Origin of the sequence: Cryobacterium sp. Hh38 (assembly GCF_004403235.1) — a bacterium.
Classification (GTDB): domain Bacteria; phylum Actinomycetota; class Actinomycetes; order Actinomycetales; family Microbacteriaceae; genus Cryobacterium; species Cryobacterium levicorallinum.
In genome coordinates this window covers 16,360-40,208 of sequence record NZ_SOHD01000028.1, presented here as the reverse complement: position 1 = coordinate 40,208, position 23,849 = coordinate 16,360, and the positions used below count along the sequence as shown (strand labels likewise).

The 23,849-nt window shown below is 65.8% G+C and carries 19 protein-coding genes and 1 pseudogene; 13 read left to right on the top strand and 7 right to left on the bottom strand.

From position 1 onward, the window contains the following. The first annotated feature begins 95 nt into the window (after nt 1–95). Entirely contained in the window at nt 96–2,663 is a 2,568-nt protein-coding gene (gene glgP / locus E3T41_RS09785) for an alpha-glucan family phosphorylase (protein ID WP_134478358.1), read from the top strand. A 105-nt stretch (nt 2,664–2,768) separates the two neighbouring features. On the opposite strand, the gene glgX is transcribed toward glgP, so the two are convergent. Then, the gene (glgX, locus tag E3T41_RS09780) at nt 2,769–4,847 is read right to left on the bottom strand and encodes a glycogen debranching protein GlgX (protein WP_134478356.1); all 2,079 of its coding nucleotides are present in this window, start codon (nt 4,845–4,847) and stop codon (nt 2,769–2,771) included. Between the two features lie 70 nt (nt 4,848–4,917). Here glgX and E3T41_RS09775 point away from each other — a divergent pair, with 70 nt between their 5' ends. The 3 genes from E3T41_RS09775 to ligA all read left to right on the top strand — a co-directional run bounded on the left by E3T41_RS09775 (nt 4,918) and on the right by ligA (nt 9,599). Further along, the gene (locus E3T41_RS09775) at nt 4,918–6,096 is read left to right on the top strand and encodes a cysteine desulfurase family protein (protein ID WP_134478354.1); all 1,179 of its coding nucleotides are present in this window, start codon (nt 4,918–4,920) and stop codon (nt 6,094–6,096) included. Nucleotides 6,097–6,157: 61 nt separating this feature from the next. Next, complete coding sequence (gene mnmA, locus E3T41_RS09770; RefSeq protein WP_104133022.1) at nt 6,158–7,354, top strand: tRNA 2-thiouridine(34) synthase MnmA; 1,197 nt, start codon at nt 6,158–6,160, stop codon at nt 7,352–7,354. Further along, nucleotides 7,347–9,599 carry an NAD-dependent DNA ligase LigA gene (ligA, locus tag E3T41_RS09765; protein WP_134478352.1) on the top strand — a complete coding sequence of 751 codons (2,253 nt, stop codon included), beginning with the start codon at nt 7,347–7,349 and terminating at the stop codon, nt 9,597–9,599. Before mnmA ends, ligA begins: the two co-directional genes overlap by 8 nt. Nucleotides 9,600–9,788: 189 nt before the next feature. Here the strand turns inward: ligA and E3T41_RS09760 are convergent, their stop codons facing one another. The 4 genes and pseudogenes from E3T41_RS09760 to E3T41_RS19000 form a co-directional block, all read right to left on the bottom strand. Beyond that, on the bottom strand, nt 9,789–10,931 hold the full coding sequence (locus tag E3T41_RS09760) for a glutathione-independent formaldehyde dehydrogenase (protein WP_092451956.1): 1,143 nt from the start codon (nt 10,929–10,931) through the stop codon (nt 9,789–9,791). 237 nt (nt 10,932–11,168) lie between these two features. Then, on the bottom strand, nt 11,169–11,990 hold the full coding sequence (locus tag E3T41_RS09755; RefSeq protein WP_092451954.1) for an aldo/keto reductase: 822 nt from the start codon (nt 11,988–11,990) through the stop codon (nt 11,169–11,171). Nucleotides 11,991–12,029: 39 nt separating this feature from the next. Then, on the bottom strand, nt 12,030–12,755 hold the full coding sequence (locus tag E3T41_RS09750; RefSeq protein WP_233195424.1) for a zinc-binding dehydrogenase: 726 nt from the start codon (nt 12,753–12,755) through the stop codon (nt 12,030–12,032). A gap of 6 nt (nt 12,756–12,761) precedes the next feature. Further along, nucleotides 12,762–12,968, bottom strand: a pseudogene (locus E3T41_RS19000) (alcohol dehydrogenase catalytic domain-containing protein); the annotation flags it as partial. A gap of 318 nt (nt 12,969–13,286) precedes the next feature. Here E3T41_RS19000 and gatC point away from each other — a divergent pair. Genes gatC through E3T41_RS09725 form a run of 5 tightly spaced genes read left to right on the top strand, consistent with a single transcriptional unit; the run spans nt 13,287 to nt 18,008 of the window. Then, complete coding sequence (gatC, locus tag E3T41_RS09745; RefSeq protein WP_092451940.1) at nt 13,287–13,583, top strand: Asp-tRNA(Asn)/Glu-tRNA(Gln) amidotransferase subunit GatC; 297 nt, start codon at nt 13,287–13,289, stop codon at nt 13,581–13,583. 2 nt (nt 13,584–13,585) lie between these two features. Further along, nucleotides 13,586–15,133: an Asp-tRNA(Asn)/Glu-tRNA(Gln) amidotransferase subunit GatA gene (gene gatA / locus E3T41_RS09740; protein ID WP_134478350.1), complete on the top strand. Its 1,548-nt coding sequence runs from the start codon at nt 13,586–13,588 to the stop codon at nt 15,131–15,133. Continuing rightward, a complete protein-coding gene (gene gatB / locus E3T41_RS09735; RefSeq protein ID WP_092451936.1) occupies nt 15,133–16,638 on the top strand; it encodes an Asp-tRNA(Asn)/Glu-tRNA(Gln) amidotransferase subunit GatB in 1,506 nt (501 codons plus the stop codon). The genes gatA and gatB overlap by 1 nt, the downstream gene beginning before the upstream one ends. Before the next feature lie 3 nt (nt 16,639–16,641). Continuing rightward, a complete protein-coding gene (locus E3T41_RS09730) occupies nt 16,642–16,908 on the top strand; it encodes a hypothetical protein (protein WP_092451934.1) in 267 nt (88 codons plus the stop codon). Further along, entirely contained in the window at nt 16,905–18,008 is a 1,104-nt protein-coding gene (locus E3T41_RS09725) for a VIT1/CCC1 transporter family protein (protein ID WP_092451932.1), read from the top strand. Before E3T41_RS09730 ends, E3T41_RS09725 begins: the two co-directional genes overlap by 4 nt. Here E3T41_RS09725 and E3T41_RS09720 read toward each other — a convergent pair. Continuing rightward, a complete protein-coding gene (locus E3T41_RS09720; protein ID WP_092451930.1) occupies nt 17,969–18,793 on the bottom strand; it encodes a PDC sensor domain-containing protein in 825 nt (274 codons plus the stop codon). The genes E3T41_RS09725 and E3T41_RS09720 overlap by 40 nt on opposite strands. Continuing rightward, entirely contained in the window at nt 18,790–19,596 is an 807-nt protein-coding gene (locus E3T41_RS09715; protein WP_134478348.1) for a FadR/GntR family transcriptional regulator, read from the bottom strand. Before E3T41_RS09715 ends, E3T41_RS09720 begins: the two co-directional genes overlap by 4 nt. A 119-nt stretch (nt 19,597–19,715) precedes the next feature. Here E3T41_RS09715 and E3T41_RS09710 point away from each other — a divergent pair, with 119 nt between their 5' ends. Genes E3T41_RS09710 through E3T41_RS09695 form a run of 4 tightly spaced genes read left to right on the top strand, consistent with a single transcriptional unit; the run spans nt 19,716 to nt 23,734 of the window. After that, a complete protein-coding gene (locus E3T41_RS09710) occupies nt 19,716–20,762 on the top strand; it encodes an ABC transporter ATP-binding protein (RefSeq protein ID WP_134478346.1) in 1,047 nt (348 codons plus the stop codon). A 23-nt stretch (nt 20,763–20,785) separates the two neighbouring features. Next, entirely contained in the window at nt 20,786–21,979 is a 1,194-nt protein-coding gene (locus E3T41_RS09705) for an extracellular solute-binding protein (RefSeq protein ID WP_134478344.1), read from the top strand. A 21-nt stretch (nt 21,980–22,000) separates the two neighbouring features. After that, nucleotides 22,001–22,924 carry an ABC transporter permease gene (locus tag E3T41_RS09700; RefSeq protein ID WP_092451922.1) on the top strand — a complete coding sequence of 308 codons (924 nt, stop codon included), beginning with the start codon at nt 22,001–22,003 and terminating at the stop codon, nt 22,922–22,924. Between the two features lie 9 nt (nt 22,925–22,933). After that, the gene (locus tag E3T41_RS09695; RefSeq protein ID WP_092451920.1) at nt 22,934–23,734 is read left to right on the top strand and encodes an ABC transporter permease; all 801 of its coding nucleotides are present in this window, start codon (nt 22,934–22,936) and stop codon (nt 23,732–23,734) included. Nucleotides 23,735–23,849: the final 115 nt, after the last annotated feature.

Genomic DNA, 23,849 nt, shown 5'->3' with positions numbered 1-23,849 from the left:
CGTGGCAATCATGCTCGCCTCGCGCCACCCTCGCCCGCGGGACGCGAACATTCGGCGTTACGTGTTCGCCATCTGGCACCCCTAAGGTTGACCTCGTGAAGGCGATCCGCAAATTTACCGTCCGTGCCGTCCTCCCCGCGCCCCTCTCGGCGCTGGAGGAGCTTGCCGGCAATCTTCGCTGGTCGTGGCACGAGCCCACCCGCCAGCTGTTCGAGCGCATCGCCCCCGAGCTCTGGCGCGAGATCGGCACCGACCCGGTCGCCCTGCTCGGCGCCGTCGACCCGCACCGTCTCGACGATCTCGCCCAGAACCACGATTATGTGGCCGAGGTCAACTCCGCCCGAGACGCCCTGCGCGACTATCTGGAGCAGCCGCGCTGGTATCAGAGCCTCGACGGCGAGAAGCCCGCCGCGATAGCGTATTTCTCACCGGAATTCGGTATCGCCGCCGCGCTGCCGCAGTACTCCGGCGGCCTGGGCATTCTGGCCGGCGACCACCTCAAGAGCGCTTCCGACCTCGGCCTGCCACTCGTCGGCGTTGGCTTGTTCTACCGCGCCGGCTACTTCAGCCAGTCCATCTCGCCGGACGGCTGGCAGATGGAAAGCTACCCGCTGCTCGACCCCGACGGGCTGCCGCTCTCCGTGTTGCGCCGAGCCGACGGCTCTGCAGTGCAGGTCTCGCTCGCCCTGCCGGATGACCGAACCCTGCATGCCCGGGTCTGGCAGGCCAAGGTCGGTCGGGTGCGCCTGCTGCTGCTCGACGCCGACATTCCCGAAAACGCCGACGACCTGCGCCTGGTCACCGACCGGCTCTACGGCGGCGGCGGCGAACACCGCCTGTTGCAGGAGCTGCTGCTCGGCATCGGCGGCGCACGCGCCGTCAAACTGTGGAGCTCGCTGCACGGTTTGCCCGAACCCGAAGTGTTCCACACCAATGAGGGCCACGCCGGGTTTCTCGGTCTGGAGCGCATTTCGAGCCTGATCGGCGAGGGCTTGAGCTTTCAGGAAGCCCTGCAGGTGGCCCGCGCCGGAACCGTCTTCACCACCCATACCCCGGTCGCCGCCGGCATCGATCGGTTTGAACGCTCCCTGGTTCGCCGCTATTTCGGCACCGACCTGCTGCCCGGCGTCGACGTGGAGGACCTGCTCGCTCTCGGGGCCGAAAGCTACGCCGGCGGTTCCTCCGACGTGTTCAACATGGCCATTATGGGCCTGCGCTTGGGCCAGCACGCCAACGGCGTGTCGACCCTGCACGGGGAGGTTAGCCGCCGCATGTTCAACGGCCTCTGGCCCGGTTTTGATTCAGCGGATGTCCCGATCACGTCGATCACGAACGGCGTGCACGCCCCGAGCTGGACCGACCCGGCGCTCAAGAGCCTCGCGCTGAATAAACTCGGCACCAGTGACACGTCAACGGCCAACTGGGCCTCCGGTGAGGTCTCGGACCAGGATCTCTGGTCCGTGCGCGGTCAGATGCGCCTACAGTTCGTCGAGGATGCCCGCCGCCGCTTGCTGAACGCCTGGCGCGACCAGAACCCGGGGGGCATCGCTCCGGCCTGGATCGGCCGGGTCTTCGACCCGAACGTGCTGACCATCGGATTCGCCCGCCGCGTGCCCACCTACAAGCGCCTGACCCTGATGATGCACGACCCCGCGCGCTTGCGTGCCCTGCTACTGCACCCGGAGCATCCGATTCAGATCGTGATTGCCGGCAAATCGCACCCCGCCGATGAGGAAGGCAAACGGCTGATCCAGAAGATCGTGCAGTTCGCCGCCGACCCGGCGCTGCGCAGCCGCATCGCATTTCTGCCGGACTACAACATTGCGATGGCCCAGTTGATGTATCCGGGAACGGATGTCTGGCTCAACAATCCGCTCCGCCCGCTCGAAGCCTGCGGCACGAGCGGCATGAAGGCTGCGCTGAACGGCGCGCTCAACCTGTCGATCCTTGACGGTTGGTGGCCGGAATATTACGACGGCAAGAACGGCTGGGCGATTCCCTCGGCCGATTCCGCCGGTGATTCCGCTGAACGTGACCGGCTCGAGGCCGAAGCGCTCTACGAGCTGATCGAGCACCAGGTCGCGCCGATGTTCTACGAGCGTAACGCCGACGACGTGCCCGAACGCTGGGTCTCCAACATTCGGCACACGCTTTCGACGCTGTCACCGCAGCTGTCGGCGGATCGGATGGTGAGCGAGTACGTGGAGCGACTGTACCGTCCGGCCGGTCATTTTGAGGCGCTGATGTCGGCCAACAACTACCGGGCCGCCCGCGAACTGGCTGCCTGGAAGGGCAAGATCGTCTCCGCCTGGCCCCAGGTTGCCGTGACCCACGTCGAATCCGGCGGGGTCTCCTCGGTGCCCGAAGTGGGCGACGACCTGCACCTGCGGGCGCACGTGCAGCTGAACGGGCTGTCCGCCGACGATGTGACCGTCGAAGTCGTCTACGGCAAGAGCCTCGGTACCGACGAACTGCGCGATGTCGCGATTCAGGCGCTCGCTCCGGCTTCGCTGAAGAAAGCACCGGCCGGCGGAGCGACCCTGTTCACCGGAACGGTCGAACTCGACCGGGCCGGAGCCTTCGGCTACACCGTTCGGGTCGTGCCCAAGAACGCGCTGCTGATTAGCCCGGCCGAGATGGGTCTGGTCGCCGTCGCGAACTAGCGGTTGCGGCCGGCCCACCGGTTCACGTTGGCCGGCTCACGCTGGCCGGCTCATGCTGGCCGGCTCATGCTGGCCGGCTCATGCTGGCCGGCTCATGCTGGTCGGTCAGGGACGCGCGGTGCTGCGCGGAACGAACGCTCCGTGCGCCCGCATCAGCTGCATCGAGGCCCCCGGCACGAACAGGCGAGCGCCCGGCGCATGCTCGATGACCGAATCGCGCAGGTCGTCGTGACTGGAATCCCAGAGCAGCGTGTAGGCATCCACTCCCTCGTGTTTGGGCAGGGTGACGGTCTCATCCTGCTCGCGCGCGTTCACCACGAGCAGGATGCGGTTGAAGGCTTCGTGCTCCGGTGTGGACGCCGCCATGTACTGCAGGGTGCGTTCGGTGGGGGAATTCCAGGCGTCACCCTGCAGCGCGTCACCGGCGATGTTGTACCAGTCCAGTTGGCTGGCACTCGGGGTGGTCTCGCCGAACCGGCCGAAGTGTACCGGCCGTAATGCCGGGTTCTCCCGGCGCAGCTGCAGCAGCCGCCGGGTGACTCGGTGCAGGTCCTGCTGCCAATCGTCGAAGTCCCAGTTGAGCCAGGTCAGCTCGCTGTCCTGGCAGTAGGCGTTATTGTTGCCGCGCTGGCTGCGACCGAATTCGTCGCCGGCCGTGAGCATCGGAATTCCGGCCGATAACAGCAGCGTGCCGAGCAGATTACGCATGGCCTTGCGCCTTGTGGCCAGAATCGCCACGTCGCGGGTCGGGCCCTCGACGCCGTGGTTGTAGGAGCTGTTGTTGTCGGTTCCGTCACGGTTCGACTCGCCGTTGCCGAGGTTGTGCTTGCTGTTGTACGCGGTCAGGTCGGCGAGCGTGAACCCGTCGTGTGCGGTGATGAAATTGAGCGAGGCGAGTGGGCCGCGTTTCTCGGAGAACGTGTTCGAGGAACCGGCGACCCGGGTCGCGAACCGTCCGATCCCGCTGCCGGCTGAGTCGCTTTGGCGCAGGCTCTTTATATCCGAAAGCCAGAAGTCGCGCATGCGGTCGCGGTAGCGGTCGTTCCACTCGGTCCAGCCGGGTGGAAAATTGCCGGTCTGCCAGCCGCCCTGGCCGACATCCCACGGCTCCGCGATGAGCTTCACGCCAGCCAGATCCGGGTCGTCGCGAATCTGGGTGAGCAGCGGATGCTCCGGGTCGTAGACGACGCCGCCGTCGCGGCCGAGCGTCGCCGCCAGATCGAAGCGGAACCCGTCGATCTGCACATCGTTGGCCCAGTAGCGCAGCGAATCGAGTACGAGCCGTTTCGGCACGTCGTGGCTGAAGTTGACAGTATTGCCACAGCCGGTCACGTCGATGTAGGCACCGGACTCGTCCTGCCGGTAATAGCCTGCATTGTCGATGCCGCGCAGACTCGTGACCGGGCCGTTCCGACCCTCCTCGGCGGTGTGGTTGTAGACGACGTCAAGGATGACCTCGAGCCCCGCCTCGTGCAGCAGCTTGACCATGCCCTTGAACTCGCGCAGCACCGCTGCCGGCCCGGCGGACTGGGCAGCCTGAGTGGCGTAGTCGGCGTGCGGGGAAAAGAAATTGAGGGTGTTGTACCCCCAATAGTTGATCAAGCCCTGTTTGATCAGGCGCTGCTCGGACACGAACGCCTGCACCGGCAAGAGTTCAACCGCGGTCACGCCGAGGTCCGTCAGGTAAGCGATAGTGGATTCGTGGGCGAGACCGGCGTAGGTGCCCCGCAGTGCGGCCGGAACCAGCGGGTTCATCCGGCTGAGGCCGCGAACGTGCGCCTCGTAGACCACGGTGTGATCGAGGGCCGTGCCCGGTTTCTCGGCGCCGTTCCAATCGAAATCGTCGTCGATCACCGAGGACTGCCACAGTCCGGCGCCGACCCGAACCAGACCACGTGAATACGGTTCGATCAGAGTCTTCTCGGGGTGGAAAGAATTCTGTGCGCTGGCCGGACCTGACACACGGATGCCGTACCGGCGCCCCGGTGACAGCGTGCGCGATTTACCGGACCACACACCATGCGCATCCTGCGTCATCGGTACGCTTTTGATGATCCAGTTCGGGTCGACCTCGTCGAACAGGCACAGGTCCATGGCGTCGGCATGTTCGGCCCAGACGCGGAGTTCGCCGCCGGCGCTGGTTAGTCGCACACCGAGGTTGCGCAGGGGATCGGTGGAACTCATGGATTCAAGAGTAATCAGTGTGGGGGAGGGTGACGACCACCGGCATCCGCTCGACTGTAAAATGGCAGGCATGGTTGTCTATTTGGATCATGCGGCGACCACGCCCATGCTTCCCGCCGCTATTGCCGCCTACGCCGAAGCGATGAGCGTCGTCGGTAACCCCGCCTCCGTGCACAGCCAGGGTCAAAATGCGAAACGGATGCTCGAAGAGTCGCGCGAGATCGTGGCCACGAGCGTCGGCTGTGACCCGATCGAAGTCGTCTTCACCGGCAGCGGCACCGAGGCGATCAACCTCGGCATCAAGGGTTTGTACTGGGCGCGCGCCCCGCGCCGACGCATTCTGGTGCCCGGCGGCGAACACCACGCCACCCTCGACACCGTCGAGTGGCTGGCTCAGCACGAAGACGCCATCGTCGAGTGGATTCCGCTCGACGACCGGGGCCGCATCGACCTCGGCGCGCTCGAGGCCGCCATTGCGCGTGACCCGCTCGATATCGCCCTGGTCAGCGTGATCATGGCCAACAACGAGGTCGGCACCATCGAACCTGTCGCGGAGGTGGCGGCGCTCGCCTCAGCCCACGGAATTCCGGTGCACGTCGATGCGGTCGCTGCCTACGGCTACATACCTGTCGATTTTCGCATCCTCGCGGCCGCGGGCGTGTCGGCGCTGAGCGTCTCGGCGCACAAGGTCGGCGGCCCGGTCGGCATCGGGGCGCTCGTGCTCGGTCGTGCCACGACCGTCGAACCTCTCATCCATGGTGGCGGCCAGCAGCGCAAGGTGCGCAGCGGCACCCAGGATGTCGCGGCGGCGGTCTCGTTCGCGGTGGCGGCATCGGCTCTCATCGCGCACGGCGATGAAAACGCTCGCCTGATGGCGCTGCGCGATCGCGTCATCGCTGGTGTGGCCCTGGTCGCGCCGGGGGCGCAGCTCAACGGCGACCCGACCCACCGGCTGCCCGGTAACGCCCATTTCAGTTTTCCGGGCTGCGAGGGCGACTCGTTACTGTTCGCCCTCGACGTTGCCGGCGTGTCGGTGTCGACCGGATCGGCCTGCCAGGCCGGCGTGCCTGAGCCCTCGCACGTGCTGCGAGCGATGGGACGCAGCGAGGTCGAATCCCGTGGGGCGCTGCGCATCACGCTCGGGCACACGTCGACCGACGCCGACGTCGACGCGCTGCTGGCGGCGCTGCCCGCGGCGCACGCCCTGGCGCTCGCCGCGGGCATGGCCGATCGAGTGCCCGGGCACTGACCCTTACGTTTGCGGGGTCAGCACTGGCGCGTACACTCGTTGGGTGAAGGTTTTAGCAGCAATGAGTGGCGGTGTTGATTCCGCCGTCGCAGCCGCGCGTGCGGTCGAAGCTGGACACGAGGTGGTTGGCGTGCATCTGGCGCTGAGCCGGATGCCGGGCACACTGCGCACCGGCAGCCGTGGCTGCTGCACCGTGGAAGATTCGATGGATGCCCAGCGTGCCGCCAACATCATGGGCATTCCCTACTATGTCTGGGACTTCTCGGAACGGTTCAAACTCGACGTCGTCGACGACTTCATCGCCGAGTACGCCGCCGGCCGCACGCCGAACCCGTGCATGCGCTGCAACGAGAAGATCAAGTTCGCCGCCCTGCTCGAAAAGGCCATGGCCCTCGGCTTCGACGCCGTCTGCACCGGCCACTATGCGAGTATCCTGACGGATGCCGATGGCAACAAGCAACTACACCGCGCGGCCGCCTGGGCGAAAGACCAGTCCTACGTGCTCGGTGTGCTCACCGCCGACCAGATCAACCACTCCATGTTTCCGCTCGGCGCCACGCCGACCAAGGCCGAGGTGCGCGCCGAAGCGGCCGAACGCGGCTTTTCGGTGGCGAACAAGCCCGACTCCTACGACATCTGCTTCATTCCTGACGGTGACACCAAGGGCTGGCTCGGCGAACGCGTCGCCCCGGTCACCGGCGACATTCTCGACCGGGAGGGCAACACGCTCGGCCAGCACGACGGCGCCGTTGCCTTCACCGTGGGCCAGCGTAAAGGGCTGTCGATCGGCACCCCGGCCGCCGACGGCAAGCCGCGCTTCGTGCTCGAGGTGCGCCCGATCACCAACACGGTCGTCGTCGGTCCCAAGGAGGCGCTCGCCATCAAGGAGATCGCCGGCAACAAGTACACCTGGGCGGGGCTTGCCCCCGAACATCCAGATGTCGCGTTCCCCTGTCACGTGCAGATCCGCGCCCACGCCGATCCGGTACCTGCGGTAGCCCAGGTCGTCTCGACCACCGCAGTGACCGGAGTCCCCGGCTCGGTCGAGTTGCGCATCATTCCGAACGAGCCGCTGGCTGGCGTCGCCCCCGGGCAGACCGCCGTGGTGTACGTCGGAACCCGGGTAGTCGGCCAATGCACCATCGACCGCACCGTCAGCGCCGTTCCGGTTGCTGTCACCGCTACTGATTCCACCGCTTCTGTTCCCACCGCTACTGTTTCCACCGCTTCGGCCAGCCCCGTCCCGGTCAATGCCTGAGTCCGTCGCTGCCACCACACCCGCCGCGCTGAGCGCCGCAGCCGCTGAGGCTGTCGACATCACCACCCGCGTGCTCGCCGCCCGTGACGCCTATTACGAGCGCGATACCGTCATCATCTCCGACGCCGAGTACGACCGGCTGGTTCAACACCTCGGCGAACTCGAGCGATTGCATCCCGAGCTGGCGAGCCAGGACAGCCCCACCCAAACGGTCGGCGGTCGAGCTGAAGTCACCCTGTTCGACCCGGTGACACACGCCGAACGCATGCTCAGCCTCGACAACGTTTTCTCTCTCGAAGAATTCGAGGCCTGGGCTCGCAAAGCCGCGGAGAACTCCGGCCGCGCGGTGCACTACCTGTGCGAGCTCAAGATCGACGGCCTCGCCATCAACCTGAGGTACGCCAATGGAGTGCTCGTCTCTGCCGCGACCCGTGGCGACGGGGTCGTCGGCGAAGACGTGACCGAGAATATCGACCTCGTACCCGGCATCCCTAGTCGCCTGGCTGGTACCGGGCATCCGTCACTCATGGAGGTGCGCGGAGAGGTGTTCTTTCCGACGGTCGCGTTCGACGAACTGAACTCGGCGCAGTCCGCGGCCGGCGAGCGGACGTTCGCCAACGCCCGCAACGCTGCGGCCGGGTCGTTGCGGCAGAAAGCCTCCGGCAAAAACGTGGACCAGCTGCGCCTCATGAAGGCGCGCCTGGGCCGGCTGCGCATGCTTGTTCACGGCATCGGTGCCTGGGAGAACCCGCCCGTGCACACCCAGTCCGAGGTCTACGGCCTGCTCCAAGGTTGGGGGCTGCCGACCAGCAGCTACTTTCGTGTGGTCCCCTCGGTCGCCGAGGCGGCTGAGTTCATCGAGTATTACGGAGCCCACCGCGGCAGCGTCGTACACGAGCTCGATGGCATCGTGATCAAGATCGATGAGCTCGCCCTGCACGCCGAGCTTGGCGCGACCAATCGGGCGCCGCGCTGGGCAATCGCCTACAAGTACCCACCCGAGCAGGTCAACACGAAACTGCTCGATATCGTCGTGAGTGTCGGCCGCACCGGCCGCGCCACCCCCTTCGCGGTCATGCAGAAAGTACTCGTGGCCGGCAGCGAGGTACGCCAGGCGACACTGCATAACCAGGACGTCGTCAAGGCCAAGGGGGTCCTGATCGGCGACACGATTGTGCTGCGCAAGGCCGGCGACGTCATTCCCGAGGTGCTGGGCCCGGTCGTCGAACTGCGCGACGGCACCGAACGCGAATTCGTCATGCCCCAGAACTGCCCGGAATGCGGCACCCCGCTGGCCCCGGCCAAAGAGGGCGACATCGACCTACGCTGCCCGAACGCGCGCAGCTGCCCCGCGCAGGTACGCGGCCGGGTCGAACACATTGGCAGCCGTGGGGGGCTTGACATCGAGGTGCTCGGCGAGGTCGCGGCTTCTGCGCTCACTCAGCCGACCGTGCCGGTCGACCCGCCGCTGTCGACCGAGGCCGGCTTGTTCGCCCTGAGACTGGCCGACCTGTTGCCAATCCAGGTGATCGTGCGCGACGCCGAAACGGGCTTGCCGAAGGAAGACGACGGGGTTGCGAAAATTCGTATGCCGTTTTGTCGCAATCCGAGTCCGGCCGAGAAGAAGCAGGGTCTGACCGGCCTGCAGCCGTCCTCCAGCGCGCTCAAGCTCCTGGCCGAGATCGAGAAGGCCAAGACGAAGCCGCTGTGGCGCATTCTGGTGAGCCTGAACATCCGTCATGTCGGCCCGGTCGCCGCCCGGGCATTGGCCAACCATTTCGGCTCACTCGGCGCCGTTCGTGCGGCGACCCGCGAAGAACTCGCCGGGGTCGACGGGGTTGGCGGCATCATCGCCGACGCAGTGCTCGCCTGGTTCGTGGTGGACTGGCACGTCGATATCGTCACCCAGTGGGCTGCGGCCGGCGTGCAGTTCGCCACCCCGGGCCATCCCGGTCCGGGCGCGGCCGAGGCCGCCGGGGGAGTGCTCGCGGGGCTGACCGTCGTGGCCACCGGATCCCTCGAGGGCTTCACCCGGGAGGGCGCGCAGGAAGCTATCATCGCCGCCGGCGGTAAAAGCGCATCGAGCGTGTCCAAGAACACCGACTTCGTGGCAGCCGGGCCGGGCGCGGGATCGAAACTCGGCAAGGCCGAAACCCTCGGCATCCGAATCCTCGACGCCGACGAATTTCGAACCCTGCTCACGGAGGGGCCGGCCGGGTTGGCGACCGTGCCGGCATCCACGTAGGCTGCTGCACCGGCGCCGCGCTGAACGCGGGGCGGCACTCGCAAATGCCACCCCGCCGAACGCCGCGCCCAAATTAGAGCGTGTGCTGGTTGCGCTTTCGGTGTGGATTACTATCCGAACTCGAGTTCACGCCCGCATTCGTCAAGTCCGAGGGTAGAACACGCTGCGGCGAGTTCGTTCAACGGTGCCCTATTCGGGCTTGAGGATGACTTTGGTCCACCCGTCGTTGCGGTCACCGAAGTTCTTGTAGGCATCCACGGCTTTACTGAGCGGGACCTCGTGCGAAACGATCCACGACGGCTTGGCTTTGCCGACGGCAATCAGGTCGCGCAGTTGTCGATTATATTTCTTCACCGGGCATTGGCCGCTGCCCATACTCTGGCCTTTGAGCCACTGCAAGCCGTAGTCAATAGCAAGTTTGCCCTGTTTGGCGTTCTCGTCGAAGCCGCCGGGATCCGCCGGCAGGAAGACACCGACTACGCCGATGCCCCCGGTGATGCGCACGGACTGAATCAGCCGGTTCAGAGTCATGGCAGGATCCTCGGTGCCCTGGGGGTCGTGAGCCTGATAGCCGACGCATTCACATCCACGGTCAGCGCCGATACCCTTGGTCTGGTCCAGTACGAATTGCACCGGGTCCGTCTTCGAGTCATCAACGGCGATCGCGCCGATCTGCTCGGCCAGGGCCAGCCGGTCGGGGCGTCGGTCCACAACCCAGACTTTACTGGCGCCCTTGATCGTGGCAGACAGGGCAGCCATGAGTCCGACCGGGCCAGCGCCGTAAATCACGACTGTGTCACCGGGCATGACGCCGGCCATCTCGGTAGCGTGGTAGCCGGTAGGGAAGATGTCCGAGAGCATCACGTAATCGTTTTGCTTTTCTACGGCATCTTCACCCAGGCGCAGGCAGTTGTTGTCGCCGTAGGGCACACGCAGCATTTGGGCCTGCCCGCCGGGGTACGGACCCATGCCAGCAAAGCCGTAGGCGGCGCCGGCGCCGACGGGGTCTGGTTGAGTGGTCATGCAGTAGTTCGTGAAACCGCGTTCGCAGTTCTTGCAAAACCCGCAAGAAATATTGAACGGCAGTACGACGAGCTCGCCGACCTTGACCGCATCGACGCCGTTACCGACCTCGATGACCTCGCCCATGTTTTCGTGGCCAAACGTGCGTCCGACCGCGAAATCGGTACGTCCCTCATACATGTGCAGGTCTGAACCGCAAATATTTGTCGCTGTGATGCGCACGAGAACGTCAGTGGGGCGTTCGATCTTGGCATCTGGAACTTCTTCCACGGCGACCTCATTGGGTCCTTTGTAAACGACTGCTTTCATTTTTTCACTCCCTGAATTTGTGACCGTGTAGGACGGAGGGTCCGCCTTCACTTTCGGAGGTATTGAATGGATGAATGTCCGACAGCCCTAGACTGTGCAGAACATGAGCATGTATCAGTTTTATCACAATCCGACGGGACCTGCCACTGTGCTCCCGGAGGGGTGGCTGGCAGCGCGGTAACCATATTCAGCGCACTCCGCCTGGCCGGAGCGCGCTTCAGAAATAAGTGGGCGGCGTCAGAGAATATCGAGCGGTTGTTTGCTGCGGGGCGCCGGGAATGCGCTATCCAGCGACAGGCAATCCTCGGCGTCGAGAACCACCGCGCCCGCGCCGACATTCTGCTGCACGTGCTCGAGCGAGGATGCTTTGGGGATCGCGATGACGCCCGGTTGCCTGATGACCCAGGCCAGCGCGATCTGGGCACCAGTCACTCCGTGGCGCTCTCCGATTTCGGCCAGTAGCGGATGCTCGAGCAGGGTCGGTCCCTGACCGAGTGGCGAGTACGCCATGAGCGGCATGCCTGCGCGTTGTTGCCAGGGCAGGAGATCAAACTCGATGCCCCGACTGCCGAGGTTGTAGAGCACCTGATTGGTGGCGCATCCGTCTGGTGCTCGCTCCAGGTCATCTTGGTCGAAATTCGATAACCCCCAGCTCCGGATCTTGCCCGCTGCACGGAGGTGTTCGAACCCGTCAACGGTCTCGGACAATGGAACACCGCCAGACCAATGCAGGAGGTAGACATCGAGCCGATCGGTTCCGAGCCGGCGCAGGCTGCGCTCGCACGCCGCCACCACGCCGCTCTGGCTCGCGTTGTGTGGATAGACCTTGCTCACCAGCACGACGTCATCGCGTCGGCCTCGGATGGCCTCGCCGACCAGTTCTTCCGAGGCGCCATCGCCATACATTTCGGCCGTGTCGATCACGATCAGGCCGGCATCGATCCCCGCGCAGAGGGCCGACACCTCGGCCTTTCGCTTCGCAGCGTCCTCACCGAGATGCCAGGTTCCCTGGCCGATGACGGGCACCTGGACGCCGTTGAAGAAGTCGGTTTCGCGCATGTGGTTCCTTACCTAGTGTGCATTTCCAGACGTTCTGGCTTACGTATTTTCAAGACTCAAAACAATCTTGCCCAGGTGCGAGTTCGCGGCCATGAGATCCTGCGCTTGTTGAACTTCGGTCCAGGGCAGGATCCGATCAATCGATGGGCGCAGTGCTGCGAAAGCCGGATCGACGTCGGACAGCAGCGCGGTGACGATAGCGGCTTTCTCCGCAGCGTCACGGGTACGAAAAGTGACCCCGATGATGCTTATTCGTTTGAAGGCCAGTGCTTCCAGATCAAGATCACCGTGGGCACCACCGAGGCGCCCCACACCGACTACGCGTCCCCGGAGCGCGGCGCAGCGAATATTATCCGCCAGATAGGGGCCGCCGACATGGTCGACGATGACGTCGACCCCGCGGCCATCCGTGAGTTCCAAAACCCGATTTGCAAAACCAGCCTCGCCAACCTCGACCACGTGATCGGCACCCGAAAAACGGAGCAGATCTGTTGCCCGGTCCGTGCGAACGGTGGCAATGATCAGTCCAGCGCCGAGATATTTTGCCAGCTGTACGCACTGAAGCCCCACCGTTGAGGCCGCCGCATGAACGAGCACCGTTTCGCCCGGCTCAAGCTCACCCGCAGTGCGGAGCGCGTTGTGCTCGGTCATCAACCCGAGGATGGCAGCAGCACCCTCCGCGTAGGTCCACGCCGGCGGAATCGGTATGACCAGCGCAGCGTCGACAACGACTTCCTCGCTCAAACCTCCACTGACGATGGCCATGACGCGGTCCCCGACGTGAACGCCCCTCACCTCGCTTCCCACCGTGACAACGTCGCCCGCGGCATCGAGCCCCACGACGACCGGACCGCTGCCCGGGTTGACCGGCTGGTGGGTTCCCGCGCGCTGGCCCAGGTCGGCACGGTTCACCGAAGCATTCCGCACACGGATCTTCACCTGATGCGGGCCCGGTGCAGGGCTTGAGAGATCCCGCATCGACAACACGGATCCGCCCGGCTTCTGCTCGACAACAATTGCTCTCATATCTGCCAGTGTGCTACTTCACGGTTACTTCCTGCCGAAATTTCGGCTCAGTGGAGACTTTTTTCTCCTCGTCGGCGATGCCTGGTTTTGTACGATCAACGCGAATCGCCTACCGGTGCCGGTGCCGGTGCCGGTGTCGGCGCCGGTCCTGGGCAGCGGATACGGACTTCACCAGGGGCGCGGGTGCCCACCTAACGCGGTCGGCGAATCGGGCGCGCGGCGGCTGGCGAATAGGATTGGATTATCCACCCCAATGCGTATCGGAGCACCATGTCTGAAATCACGGCCGAGCAGGTTGCCCATTTGGCATACCTTGCCCGGATCGACCTCAGCCCCCTCGAGATCACCAGTCTCACCCGTGACCTCGGCCAGATCGTCGACTCGATTGCCAAGGTCTCCGAGGTGGCCACCGCTGACACCCCGGCCACGAGCCACCCGATGCCGCTGACCAACGTCTACCGTGAGGACGTCGTAGTGCCGTCGCTGACGGTCGAGCAGGCCCTGTCCGGCGCCCCCGACCGCGCTGGCGACAAATTTCGCGTGCCCGCCATTCTGGACGAGGAGTAACCATGACCTATCTCACCAAGCTCTCCGCCGCCGCGCTCAGCGACCTCCTGGTGCGCAAGGAGGTCAGCGCGGTTGAGGCGACCCGCGCCCACCTCGACCACATCACGGCCGTCGACACCGACCTGCACGCTTTTCTGCACGTCGCCGCTGACGCCGCCCTGGCGACCGCCGCCGAGATCGACGCCCGCCGCGCAGCCGGTGAGGCGCTGAACCCGCTCGCCGGCGTGCCGATCGCGATCAAGGACGTGCTCGCCACCCAGGACATGCCCACCACCGCGGGGTCAAGAATTCTCGAGGGCTGGGTTCCGCCCTACGACGCGACCGTCGTTGCCCGACTGCGTGCGGCCGGCCTGGTGCCGCTCGGCAAGACCAACATGGACGAGTTCGCCATGGGCTCCTCCACCGAACACTCCGCCTACGGAATTACCCGCAACCCGTGGGACCGCGATCGTATCCCCGGTGGCTCCGGCGGTGGCTCGGCCGCGGCTGTCGCCTCGTTCCAGGCACCGCTCGCCCTCGGCAGCGACACCGGCGGATCCATCCGCCAGCCAGCCGCCGTCACCGGCTCGGTCGGCGTCAAGCCCACCTATGGCGGAGTCTCCCGCTACGGCGCCATCGCGCTCGCCTCGAGCCTCGACCAGGTCGGCCCCGTCTCTCGCACGGTCTACGACGCCGCCCTGCTGCACGACGTCATCGGTGGCCACGACCCGCTCGACTCCACCTCGCTGACCGACAGCTGGCCGTCGATGGCCGCAGCCGCCCAGGCAGGTCTCAAGGACGGCGCCCTCAAGGGCGTGCGCATCGGAGTTATCAAGGAACTCTCCGGCGACGGCTTCCAAGCCGGCGTCACCCAGCGCTTCAACGAAACCCTCGCGCTGCTCGTCGCCGCCGGCGCCGAGATCACTGAGATTTCCGCCCCGAACTTCGAGTACGCCGTCGCGGCCTACTACCTGATCCTGCCGGCCGAAGCGTCGAGCAACCTGGCCCGCTTCGACTCGGTGCGGTTCGGCATCCGCGTCAACCCGGCCAGCGGCTCGCTCACCAGCGAGCACGTGATGAGCGCCACCCGCGAGGCCGGTTTCGGGGCAGAGGTCAAGCGCCGCATCATCCTCGGCACCTACGCCCTGAGCGCTGGCTACTACGACGCCTACTATGGCAGCGCGCAGAAGGTGCGCACGCTCATTCAGCGTGACTTCGCCGCCGCGTTCAGCCAGGTCGACGTGCTCATGTCGCCCAGCGCCCCGACGACCGCGTTCAAATTCGGTGAAAAGCTAGCCGACCCGATGGCCATGTACATCAACGACGTCACCACCATCCCGGCGAACCTCGCCGGCGTGCCCGGAATGAGCATCCCGATCGGGCTCGCGCCGGAAGACGGCCTGCCGGTCGGCTTGCAGATCATGGCCCCCGCCAAAGCGGATGCCCGCCTCTACACCGTCGGCGCCGCGATCGAGCAGCTTCTCGAAGCGAGCTGGGGGCACACCATGCTCAGCCAGGCCCCAGCACTGACCCCGACCGAAATGTTTGCCAGCGAAGAGGGAGCCGTCTAATGGCCAAGCCAGAATTGATGGACTTCGACAAAGCGCTCGAATTGTTCGAGCCGGTGCTCGGCTTCGAGGTGCACGTCGAACTCAACACCAAAACCAAAATGTTCTGCGGCTGCGCCAACGAGTTCGGCTCCGGCGCCAACACGAACACCTGCCCCACCTGCCTCGGTCTGCCGGGCGGGCTGCCGCAGGTGAACAAGAAGGCGCTGGAATCCAGCATCCGTTTGGGGCTGGCATTGGGTTGTGAAATCGCGGAACACTCGCGGTTCGCCCGCAAGAACTACTTCTACCCCGACACGGCGAAGAACTTTCAGACCAGCCAGTACGACGACCCAATCTGCCATGACGGATCGATCACGATCGAACTCGAAAGCGGACGTCAGGTCACCGTCGAGATCGAACGTGCCCACATGGAAGACGATGCCGGCAAGCTCACCCACATGGGTGGTGCGACCGGACGCATCCAGGGTGCCGATTATTCGCTGGTCGACTACAACCGCGGCGGCGTGCCGCTGGTCGAAATCGTCACCCAGATGATCGAGGGTGCCGAACACGACGCCCCCGAGATCGGCAAGACCTACGTCGCGGCCATTCGCGAGATCGCCAAGGCGCTCGGCGTCTCCAACGCCCGGATGGAAGAGGGCAACGTGCGGTGCGACGCCAACGTCTCCCTGCGCCCGCGCGGGTCGAACGTGCTCGGCACCCGCACCGAAACCAAGAACGTCAACTCCCTGAGAAGCGTCGAACGCGCCGTGCGCTACGAGATCCAGCGTCAGGCGGCCGTGCTGTCTGGTGGCGGCACCATCACGCAGGAGACCCGGCATTGGCACGAAGACACCGGCATCACGAGCGCCGGTCGGCCCAAGAGCGACGCCGACGACTACCGCTACTTTCCGGAGCCCGACCTGCTGCCGATGGCGCCGTCGCGCGCCTGGGTCGAAGAGTTGCGCCTCACCCTGCCGGAGCCGCCCGCGGCCCGCCGCAAGCGCCTGCAGGCGGCGTGGGGTTTTGTGAACCTCGAGTTCCAGGACGTCGTGAATTCCGACCTGCTCGACGCGGTCGAGGCGACCGTCGCCGCCGGGGCATCCGCTCAGGCTGCGCGCAAGTGGTGGACCGGCGAGATCGCCCGGCTCGCCAACGTGGCCGGGGTCGCGGCCGACTCGCTCGTCACGCCGGAGCAGCTTGCCGCGCTGATCCAGCTGGTCGAGGCTGGCACCCTCACCGACCGCCTGGCCCGCCAGGTGCTCGAAGGCGTCATCGCCGGCGAGGGTACCCCTGCCGAGGTCGTCGAGAACCGTGGCCTGGCCGTAGTGTCCGACGACGGCGCGCTCATCGCGGCCATTGACGCCGCGCTGAGCGGTCAGCCCGACGTGCTCGCCAAGATTCGCGATGGCAAGGTGCAGGCCGCCGGCGCGGTCATTGGCGCGGTCATGAAGGCCATGCGTGGCCAAGCGGATGCCGCGCGCGTGCGCGAGCTCGTGCTCGAACGCGCCCAGGCGATCGAGTAGCACGTGACAACTCAGGCTTTCGGCGTGGGCGTGCAGGTGATCGTGCACCTCGACCGCACCCGCTTTCCCGACTCCCTGATCGACGACCCGATCGGTGTGATCGTGGCTGCGGGGGAGTCGGAGGGGTCTGGGCTGTACGCACCGACCGTGGTGCGGGAAAAGTTCTGGGTGGTTCAGTTCGAGCAACCGTTCTTTGGCCTCGATGGCTCCGGCCCGCACGATTCGGCGCGCATTCCGCAGGGCCTCCTCGAAGCGGCGCCGGAGGCGTGACCGCTCCGGGGCCGGTCGGGCGTGAGCCATCGCAGCGGGACATCCGTCGGTGGCGGCAATACCTGGCCGACGAGCGGGCTGAGGCCGCGGTTTATCGTGACCTCGCCAACCGTCGGGCCGGTGAGGAGCGCCAGATTCTGCTCGCCCTCGCCGAAGCCGAGGGACGACACGAAGATCACTGGCGCCAACTGCTCGGCAGCGACGTGGGCTCGCCACGTCGTGGTGCCCTGCGCACCCGGTTTCTGGGGCTGCTGGCCCGCCGGTTCGGTTCGGTGTTCGTGCTCGCTCTCGCCCAACGGGCCGAGAGCCGCTCGCCCTACGATGCGGATGCCGACGCGACCAACGCGATGGCGGCCGACGAAACCGTGCACGAAGAGGTCGTGCGCGGCCTCGCCGCGCGCGGTCGCAAACGCCTGTCCGGTACCTTTCGCGCCGCCGTGTTCGGCGTCAATGACGGCCTGGTCAGTAACCTGGCCCTCGTGCTCGGCATCGGCGCCACCGGCGTACCGGCTGCAACGATTCTGTTCACCGGGATTGCCGGGTTGTTGGCCGGGGCGCTCTCGATGGGCGCTGGCGAATATGTCTCGGTGCGGTCCCAGCGGGAGTTGCTCGAAGCATCCACTCCGGCGGCACCGGCCAAGAGTGTGCTCTCGCACCTCGACCTCGCCGCCAACGAGCTGACCCTGGTCTACCGGGCCCGCGGTATGTCCGAGGATGAGGCCGAGACCTATGCCCGTGGCGTGCTGGCCACCGCGTATGCGGCGACCGGTCCGATTTCCGCGGTCACCAACGCGGCCGTCGAGCCCGACGAGCACGAAGCCATCGGCACGGGCACCGGCGCGGCCCTGTCGAGCTTCTGCTTCTTCGCATCCGGAGCGCTGCTGCCCGTGCTGCCCTACCTGTTCGGCCTGACCGGCTACCCGGCCATGATCCTGGCGACCGTCCTGGTCGGCGTGGCCTTGCTCGCGACCGGCGCCGTCGTCGGTTTGCTCTCCGGCGGGCCGCCGCTGAAGCGTGCCCTGCGGCAGCTCGTCATCGGCCTCGGCGCAGCCGCGGTGACCTATCTGCTCGGATGGGTGTTCGGCGCCTCGATCGGCTGACCCGCGGCCGGGCCGACAACGACGGCGAGTCCGGTCTGACCGCACCACCGGAACGCGTGTGCCCCATCGGCCAGTAGAGCCGGTGACGACGCCGGGTCGCGCAGGCGCTCGGTCAGCCCCGGCAGGCGCAGCAGCGCGCCGGTGGCGAGGTGGGCGTCGGTCGAGACGACGACCCGTGCGCTGGCGTTGATGAGCGTCACCGGCACACCGCTGGCGCCGAGGCGCGGCACGAGTTGGCGCTCGAGCTGATCCACCGACAGGTCGATTCCGACCACACCGATCAGCTCGGTCCCGCCGCGGTAGACCGGCAGGGTCAACGTGAGGGTGTATTCATCGGTGCACAGATAGTCCACGTAGGGCCCGGTCACGTGGCGGCGCCGGGTCTGGGCGGGAACGCGCCACCATTCCAACGCCGTGTAGTCGCGAAAACTCTCGTCGCGGGGGTCTTCAACCGTTTCCAGATGACGGATGCCGGTGGCCGGCAGCGCAGACCCCGCCGGGTTCTGCCCGCCCAGCCACCAGGCCAGGTGCCAGCCCAGGAAGCTCGGCGCGGAGACGAAACCGGCCCCGATCACCATCCCATCGGCGTCGGCGAATTCCGTTCGCATCAGGGTCTCGATCAAGGGATCGAGTGTGGTTCGGCCGCACTCGGGCTGGCTGGCGCAGTCTTCGACCTGCGCGGCCCAGCCCACGAGGCGTGCGAACACCGGGTCGAAGACGGCCGCTATCCAGGACACGCTGGCGAAGCCATGCGCCTCGTTGTGAACGAGCGGCTCGAACGTCATAAGCGGGTGTCCTCGGGCTCCGGTGTCGTTGTTCTGGCTTGCATCGGTGACACGCTTTCCTGTTCCAGAATGGACTTGGCCTCGATCAGCCACTCGATGGAGTCGGTGATCTGGTTCACGGTGAGCTGCCTGGCTCGAGCGCCGTTCTCGGCGACGAGGGCGGCGACCGTCTCCCGTTGTACCGCTCGGCAGCGTTCCCGCCGAAGTGGTTCGCTCAGGCTGAGCCAGAGCAGGGAGCCAAATTCGGCCTGCAAGCGCAGTTCTTCGCGCACAAGCCGGGCGGACTGGCTCAGCGCGGCCACCTCGAGACGGAACGTACCGTGGCCGCGGCGCGCGGCATCCGCTGTGAGGGCATCGGAGCGATCGAGAATGCGCTCGAGGTTGTCGATATCGGCTGCACTGGCGCGGTCGGCGGCGAGTTCGGCGGCCAGACCGGCGATCGCGGAATAGTGCACGCCGAAGTCGCGCACCTGAACCCGCGACCAGGCCAGCAGCCGTTCGTTCTGAAGGTCGTTCGCGCCGCGCCCGGCGAACGTGACGAAACTGCCGCCGTCGCGGCCGCGCTTGGTGTGCACGAGCTTATTCCGACGCAGAATCTCGAGTGCTTCCCGGGCGGTGACCGTGGCGACGCCGAGCTGCCTGGCCAGCTCGGCCTCGCTCGGCAGACGCTCGCCGTCGTGCAGCACCCCGAGCACGATGGCGTCGGTGAGACGCTGCAACACCAGTTCGGCCCGGCCGGCACCGTCGAGCGGCGCGAAAATAGCCGCGCGGGTTCCCGATCCGGCACGGATGGACTGCGGCATGGGCTGCTCATTTCAGGTTGTGACACGACCGTAACATCACGGCGCACTTTCATGACATCTAACTCCATATGATTACCCTGTGAGTGAGCAGGGAGATATTCAATGATCAGGGAGCAAATGTGACCGGTGCGCAGCCCGCCATCCGCTTGAGCGGCCTGACCAAAAGTTTCGGCTCGGTCAATGCCGTCGACGGGGTCGATCTCAACATCGTCGAGGGGGAATTCTTCTCCATGCTCGGGCCGTCCGGGTCGGGCAAAACCACGGTGCTGCGCCTGATCGCCGGCTTCGAACAGCCCACCAGTGGAACGATCTTGCTGCTCGGCCAGGACGTCACCGACCGGGCGCCGTTCGACCGCGACGTCAACACCGTGTTTCAGGACTACGCCCTGTTTCCGCACATGAGTGTGCTCGATAACGTGGCCTACGGGCTCCGGGTGCGCGGGGTTGCCAAACGAGCCAGGCAGGAGCAAGCCCGAGCGGCCCTCGACACCGTGCGGCTCGGCGGATTCGCCGATCGCAAGCCGAGCCAGCTCTCCGGTGGACAACGCCAGCGGGTCGCCCTGGCGCGGGCAACCGTCGTGCAACCCAAGGTCTTGCTGCTGGACGAACCCCTCGGCGCCCTCGACCTCAAGCTGCGCGAGCAGATGCAGGTCGAGCTCAAGGAACTGCAGCGCAACCTCGGCATCACATTCATCTTCGTAACCCACGATCAGCAGGAAGCGCTCACCCTCAGTGACCGCATCGCGGTGTTCAACGAGGGCAGGATCGAGCAGCTCGGCACCCCGGCCGAGATCTACGAGCGCCCTTCCTCGCCCTTCGTCGCCGCTTTCGTGGGCACGTCCAATATCTTCGACGATGACATCTCGCGCGCGCTGCTCGGCCGGAACGGCACCCACTCGGTGCGTCCGGAAAAGATCAGCGTGACCACGGAGAACCTGCCCCTGAACGCCGATCGCACCGCGGCCGGTGTTCTCGCGGAGGTCATCTACGTCGGAAGCAGCACCCAGCTCATCGTCGACCTCGACGTCGGAACGCGCATCGTTGTGCTCGAGCAGAACGATGCGCACCGCGTGGCGACCAATGGACGCGGCGCCCGGGTCACCGTCGGCTGGAACGACTCCGACATCGTCACCCTCGCCGAACCTGCCCTCTCTTCCCGCCCCTGACCGATTCACGAATGGAGAACGTCATGAAACGCACCCCCGCACGCCGAACATCGCTCGCCCTCACCGGCGTCGCGATCCTGTCCACCGCCCTGCTCCTCACCGCCTGCGGTACCAGCCAGGGCGGCGGCACGACCGAACCGACCGAGGCTCAGACCGAACTCGGCGAGCTGGAGGGCAGCGTCTCCCTGCTGGCCTGGCCCGGCTACGTCGAGGACGGTAGCAACGATCCGGAGGTCGACTGGGTCAGCGCCTTCGAAGACGAGACCGGCTGCACCGTCACCAGCAAAACCTACGGCACCTCCGACGAAGCGTTCAGCCTCATGAAGACCGGCGATTATGACGTCGTCGCCGCCTCCGGTGACGCCTCGCTGCGGCTCGTCGCGGCGGGTGACGTGGCCCCGGTCAACACCGACCTCATCTCCAACTATGAGGGCATCTTCGACTTTCTGAAGATGCAGTCCTGGAACAGTGTCGACGGCGTTTCCTACGGCATCCCGCACGGCTACGGCGCCAACCTGCTGATGTACAACACGGAGGTCGTCATCCCGGCGCCGACGTCCTGGGACGTCGTATTCGACAAGTCGTCCGCCTACAAGGGAGCAGTGACCGCCTACGATTCGCCGATTTCCATAGCGGATGCCGCCGTCTACCTCATGACGCACCAGCCGGAACTGGGAATTGAGAACCCGTACGCGCTGGACGAGACGCAGCTGGCGGCATCCGTTCAACTATTCAAGGATCAGCGCGTGAACATCGGCGAATACTGGTCGGACTACCTCAAGGAGGTGCAGGCCTTTGAGACCGGCGACACCGTCGTCGGAACCACCTGGCAGGTGATCCGCAACTCGCTCGCCGAGGGCACCCCGGCCGAGGTCGTGCTGCCCGACGAGGGGGCGACAGGCTGGTCGGACACCTGGATGATCGCCGCCAACGCCCAGAGCCCCAACTGTGCCTATGCCTGGCTCGACTACATCGCGAGCCCGGAGGCCAACGCGCAGGCCACCGAGTACTTCGGTGAGGCACCCTCCAACGCCGGTGCGTGCGACTTCACGGTCAACCCCGATCACTGCAAGAGCTACCACGCCGGCGATGCCGAGTACGCGGCGCAGATCTGGTACTGGTCAACGCCGATCGCCGAATGCCTCGATGGGCGCACCGACGTGGAATGCACCGACTACTCCGACTGGACCACGGCCTGGCAGGAGATCAAGGGCTAACGGCCCGAATCGAGGTAGATCATGACGGTTGACGCTCCCGCGCCTCCCCGCCGGGCGGTGGTGCCCCAGCAGCGGGGCACCATTGCCCGGCGGGGCTCGGTCTTTCTCAGTCGGCATCCGCGCCTGCGGCTGTCTCTGCTGCTGAGCGCACCCCTGTTCTGGCTCGGGCTGGTCTACATCGCGGCCCTAGCCGCGCTGTTGATCACCGCTCTGTGGACGGTCGACTCGTTCACCGGGCAGATCTCGCAGACCTGGACGCTCGACAACATCGTGGCGGTGCTGACCGGCTCGCTCTACCAAACCGTGACGCTGCGCACGGTGGGGGTGGCCTTGCTGGTGACGATCATCGACATTGTGATTGCCCTGCCGATCGCGTTCTACATGGCCAAGGTGGCCAGCCCCCGGGCTCAGCGCATCCTCGTGATCGCCATTCTGATGCCGCTCTGGGCGAGTTACCTCGTGAAGGCCTACGCTTGGCGCTCTGTTCTATCGCAGGGCGGCATCTTCGAATGGCTCGTGTCTCCGTTCGGCGGGCACAGCCCCGGTTACGGGCTGCCGGCGACGATCATCACCTTGTCATACCTCTGGCTGCCGTACGTGATTCTGCCGATATATGCGGGACTGGAGCGGGTACCGGATTCGCTGCTCGAGGCATCCGCTGATCTCGGCGGGGGTACCTGGTCGACGCTGCGCCTGGTGGTGCTGCCGATGATCTGGCCGGCTATCATCGCCGGGTCGATCTTCAGCTTCTCGCTATCGCTCGGTGACTACATCACCGTGAATATCGTCGGCGGGGCCAACCAGATGCTCGGCAACCTCGTCTATACCAATGTGGGCGCGGCGAACAACCTGCCGCTCGCTGCGGCGATCGCGCTCATTCCCATTCTGATCATCTTCGCCTACCTGGCCGCTGTGCGGCGCACGGGTGCGCTCAACAACCTGTAGGAGCCTGTCATGCGTCTGAGTCGACCGGCCCGCGGACTGCTCGCGGGCATCACCGCCGTGGTACTGGCCCTGATCTACCTGCCGCTGCTCGTGGTGTTCGTGAACTCGTTCAGCATTAGCAAGAATCTCACTTGGCCGCCGCCGGGCTTCACCCTGGAATGGTGGGCGAAGGCCTTTCAGAGCGAGGGTGCCCTGGACGCGGTCGTGACCAGCCTGCAGGTGGCGCTCGCCTCGACGGCGATCGCCCTCGTGCTCGGCACGCTCATCTCGATCGGACTGCAACGCTTCGAATTCTTCGGCCGAGATGCCATCAGCCTGCTGGTCATCCTGCCGATCGCACTGCCCGGAATCGTTACCGGAATCGCCCTGAACAACGCCTTTCGCACCGGGTTGGGCGTGCAGCTGTCGATTTTGACGCTCATCATCGCCCACGCCACCTTCTGCATCGTGACCGTGTTCAACAACGTCATCGCCCGGCTGCGCCGCCTCGGCACCAGCCTCGAAGACGCATCCTCAGACCTCGGCGCCGGCATCTGGACCACATTTCGGCTGGTCACCTTTCCACAATTGCGCTCGGCGCTGTTTGCCGGGGGACTGCTCGCCTTCGCGCTGAGCTTTGACGAGATCATCGTGACGACGTTCACGGCCGGGTCGAGTGTGAAGACGCTGCCGCTGTGGATTCTGGACAACCTGTTCCGGCCCAACCAGGCCCCGGTCGTCAACGTCATCGCCGTGGTGCTCGTGCTGATCTCGATCATTCCCATCTACTTCGCGCAGCGGATCGCCGGCGCCGAGAAGGTCGTGCGCTAGCCGTTTCGCCCCCTCCCCCGCGCATAACTCCTGCAGAACGTGAGAACGGATGCCGCCCGCCCGCGTGAATGCACGGCGGCGGCCTCAGCCGGCAGGGAATTGCCGGAGTTATGCA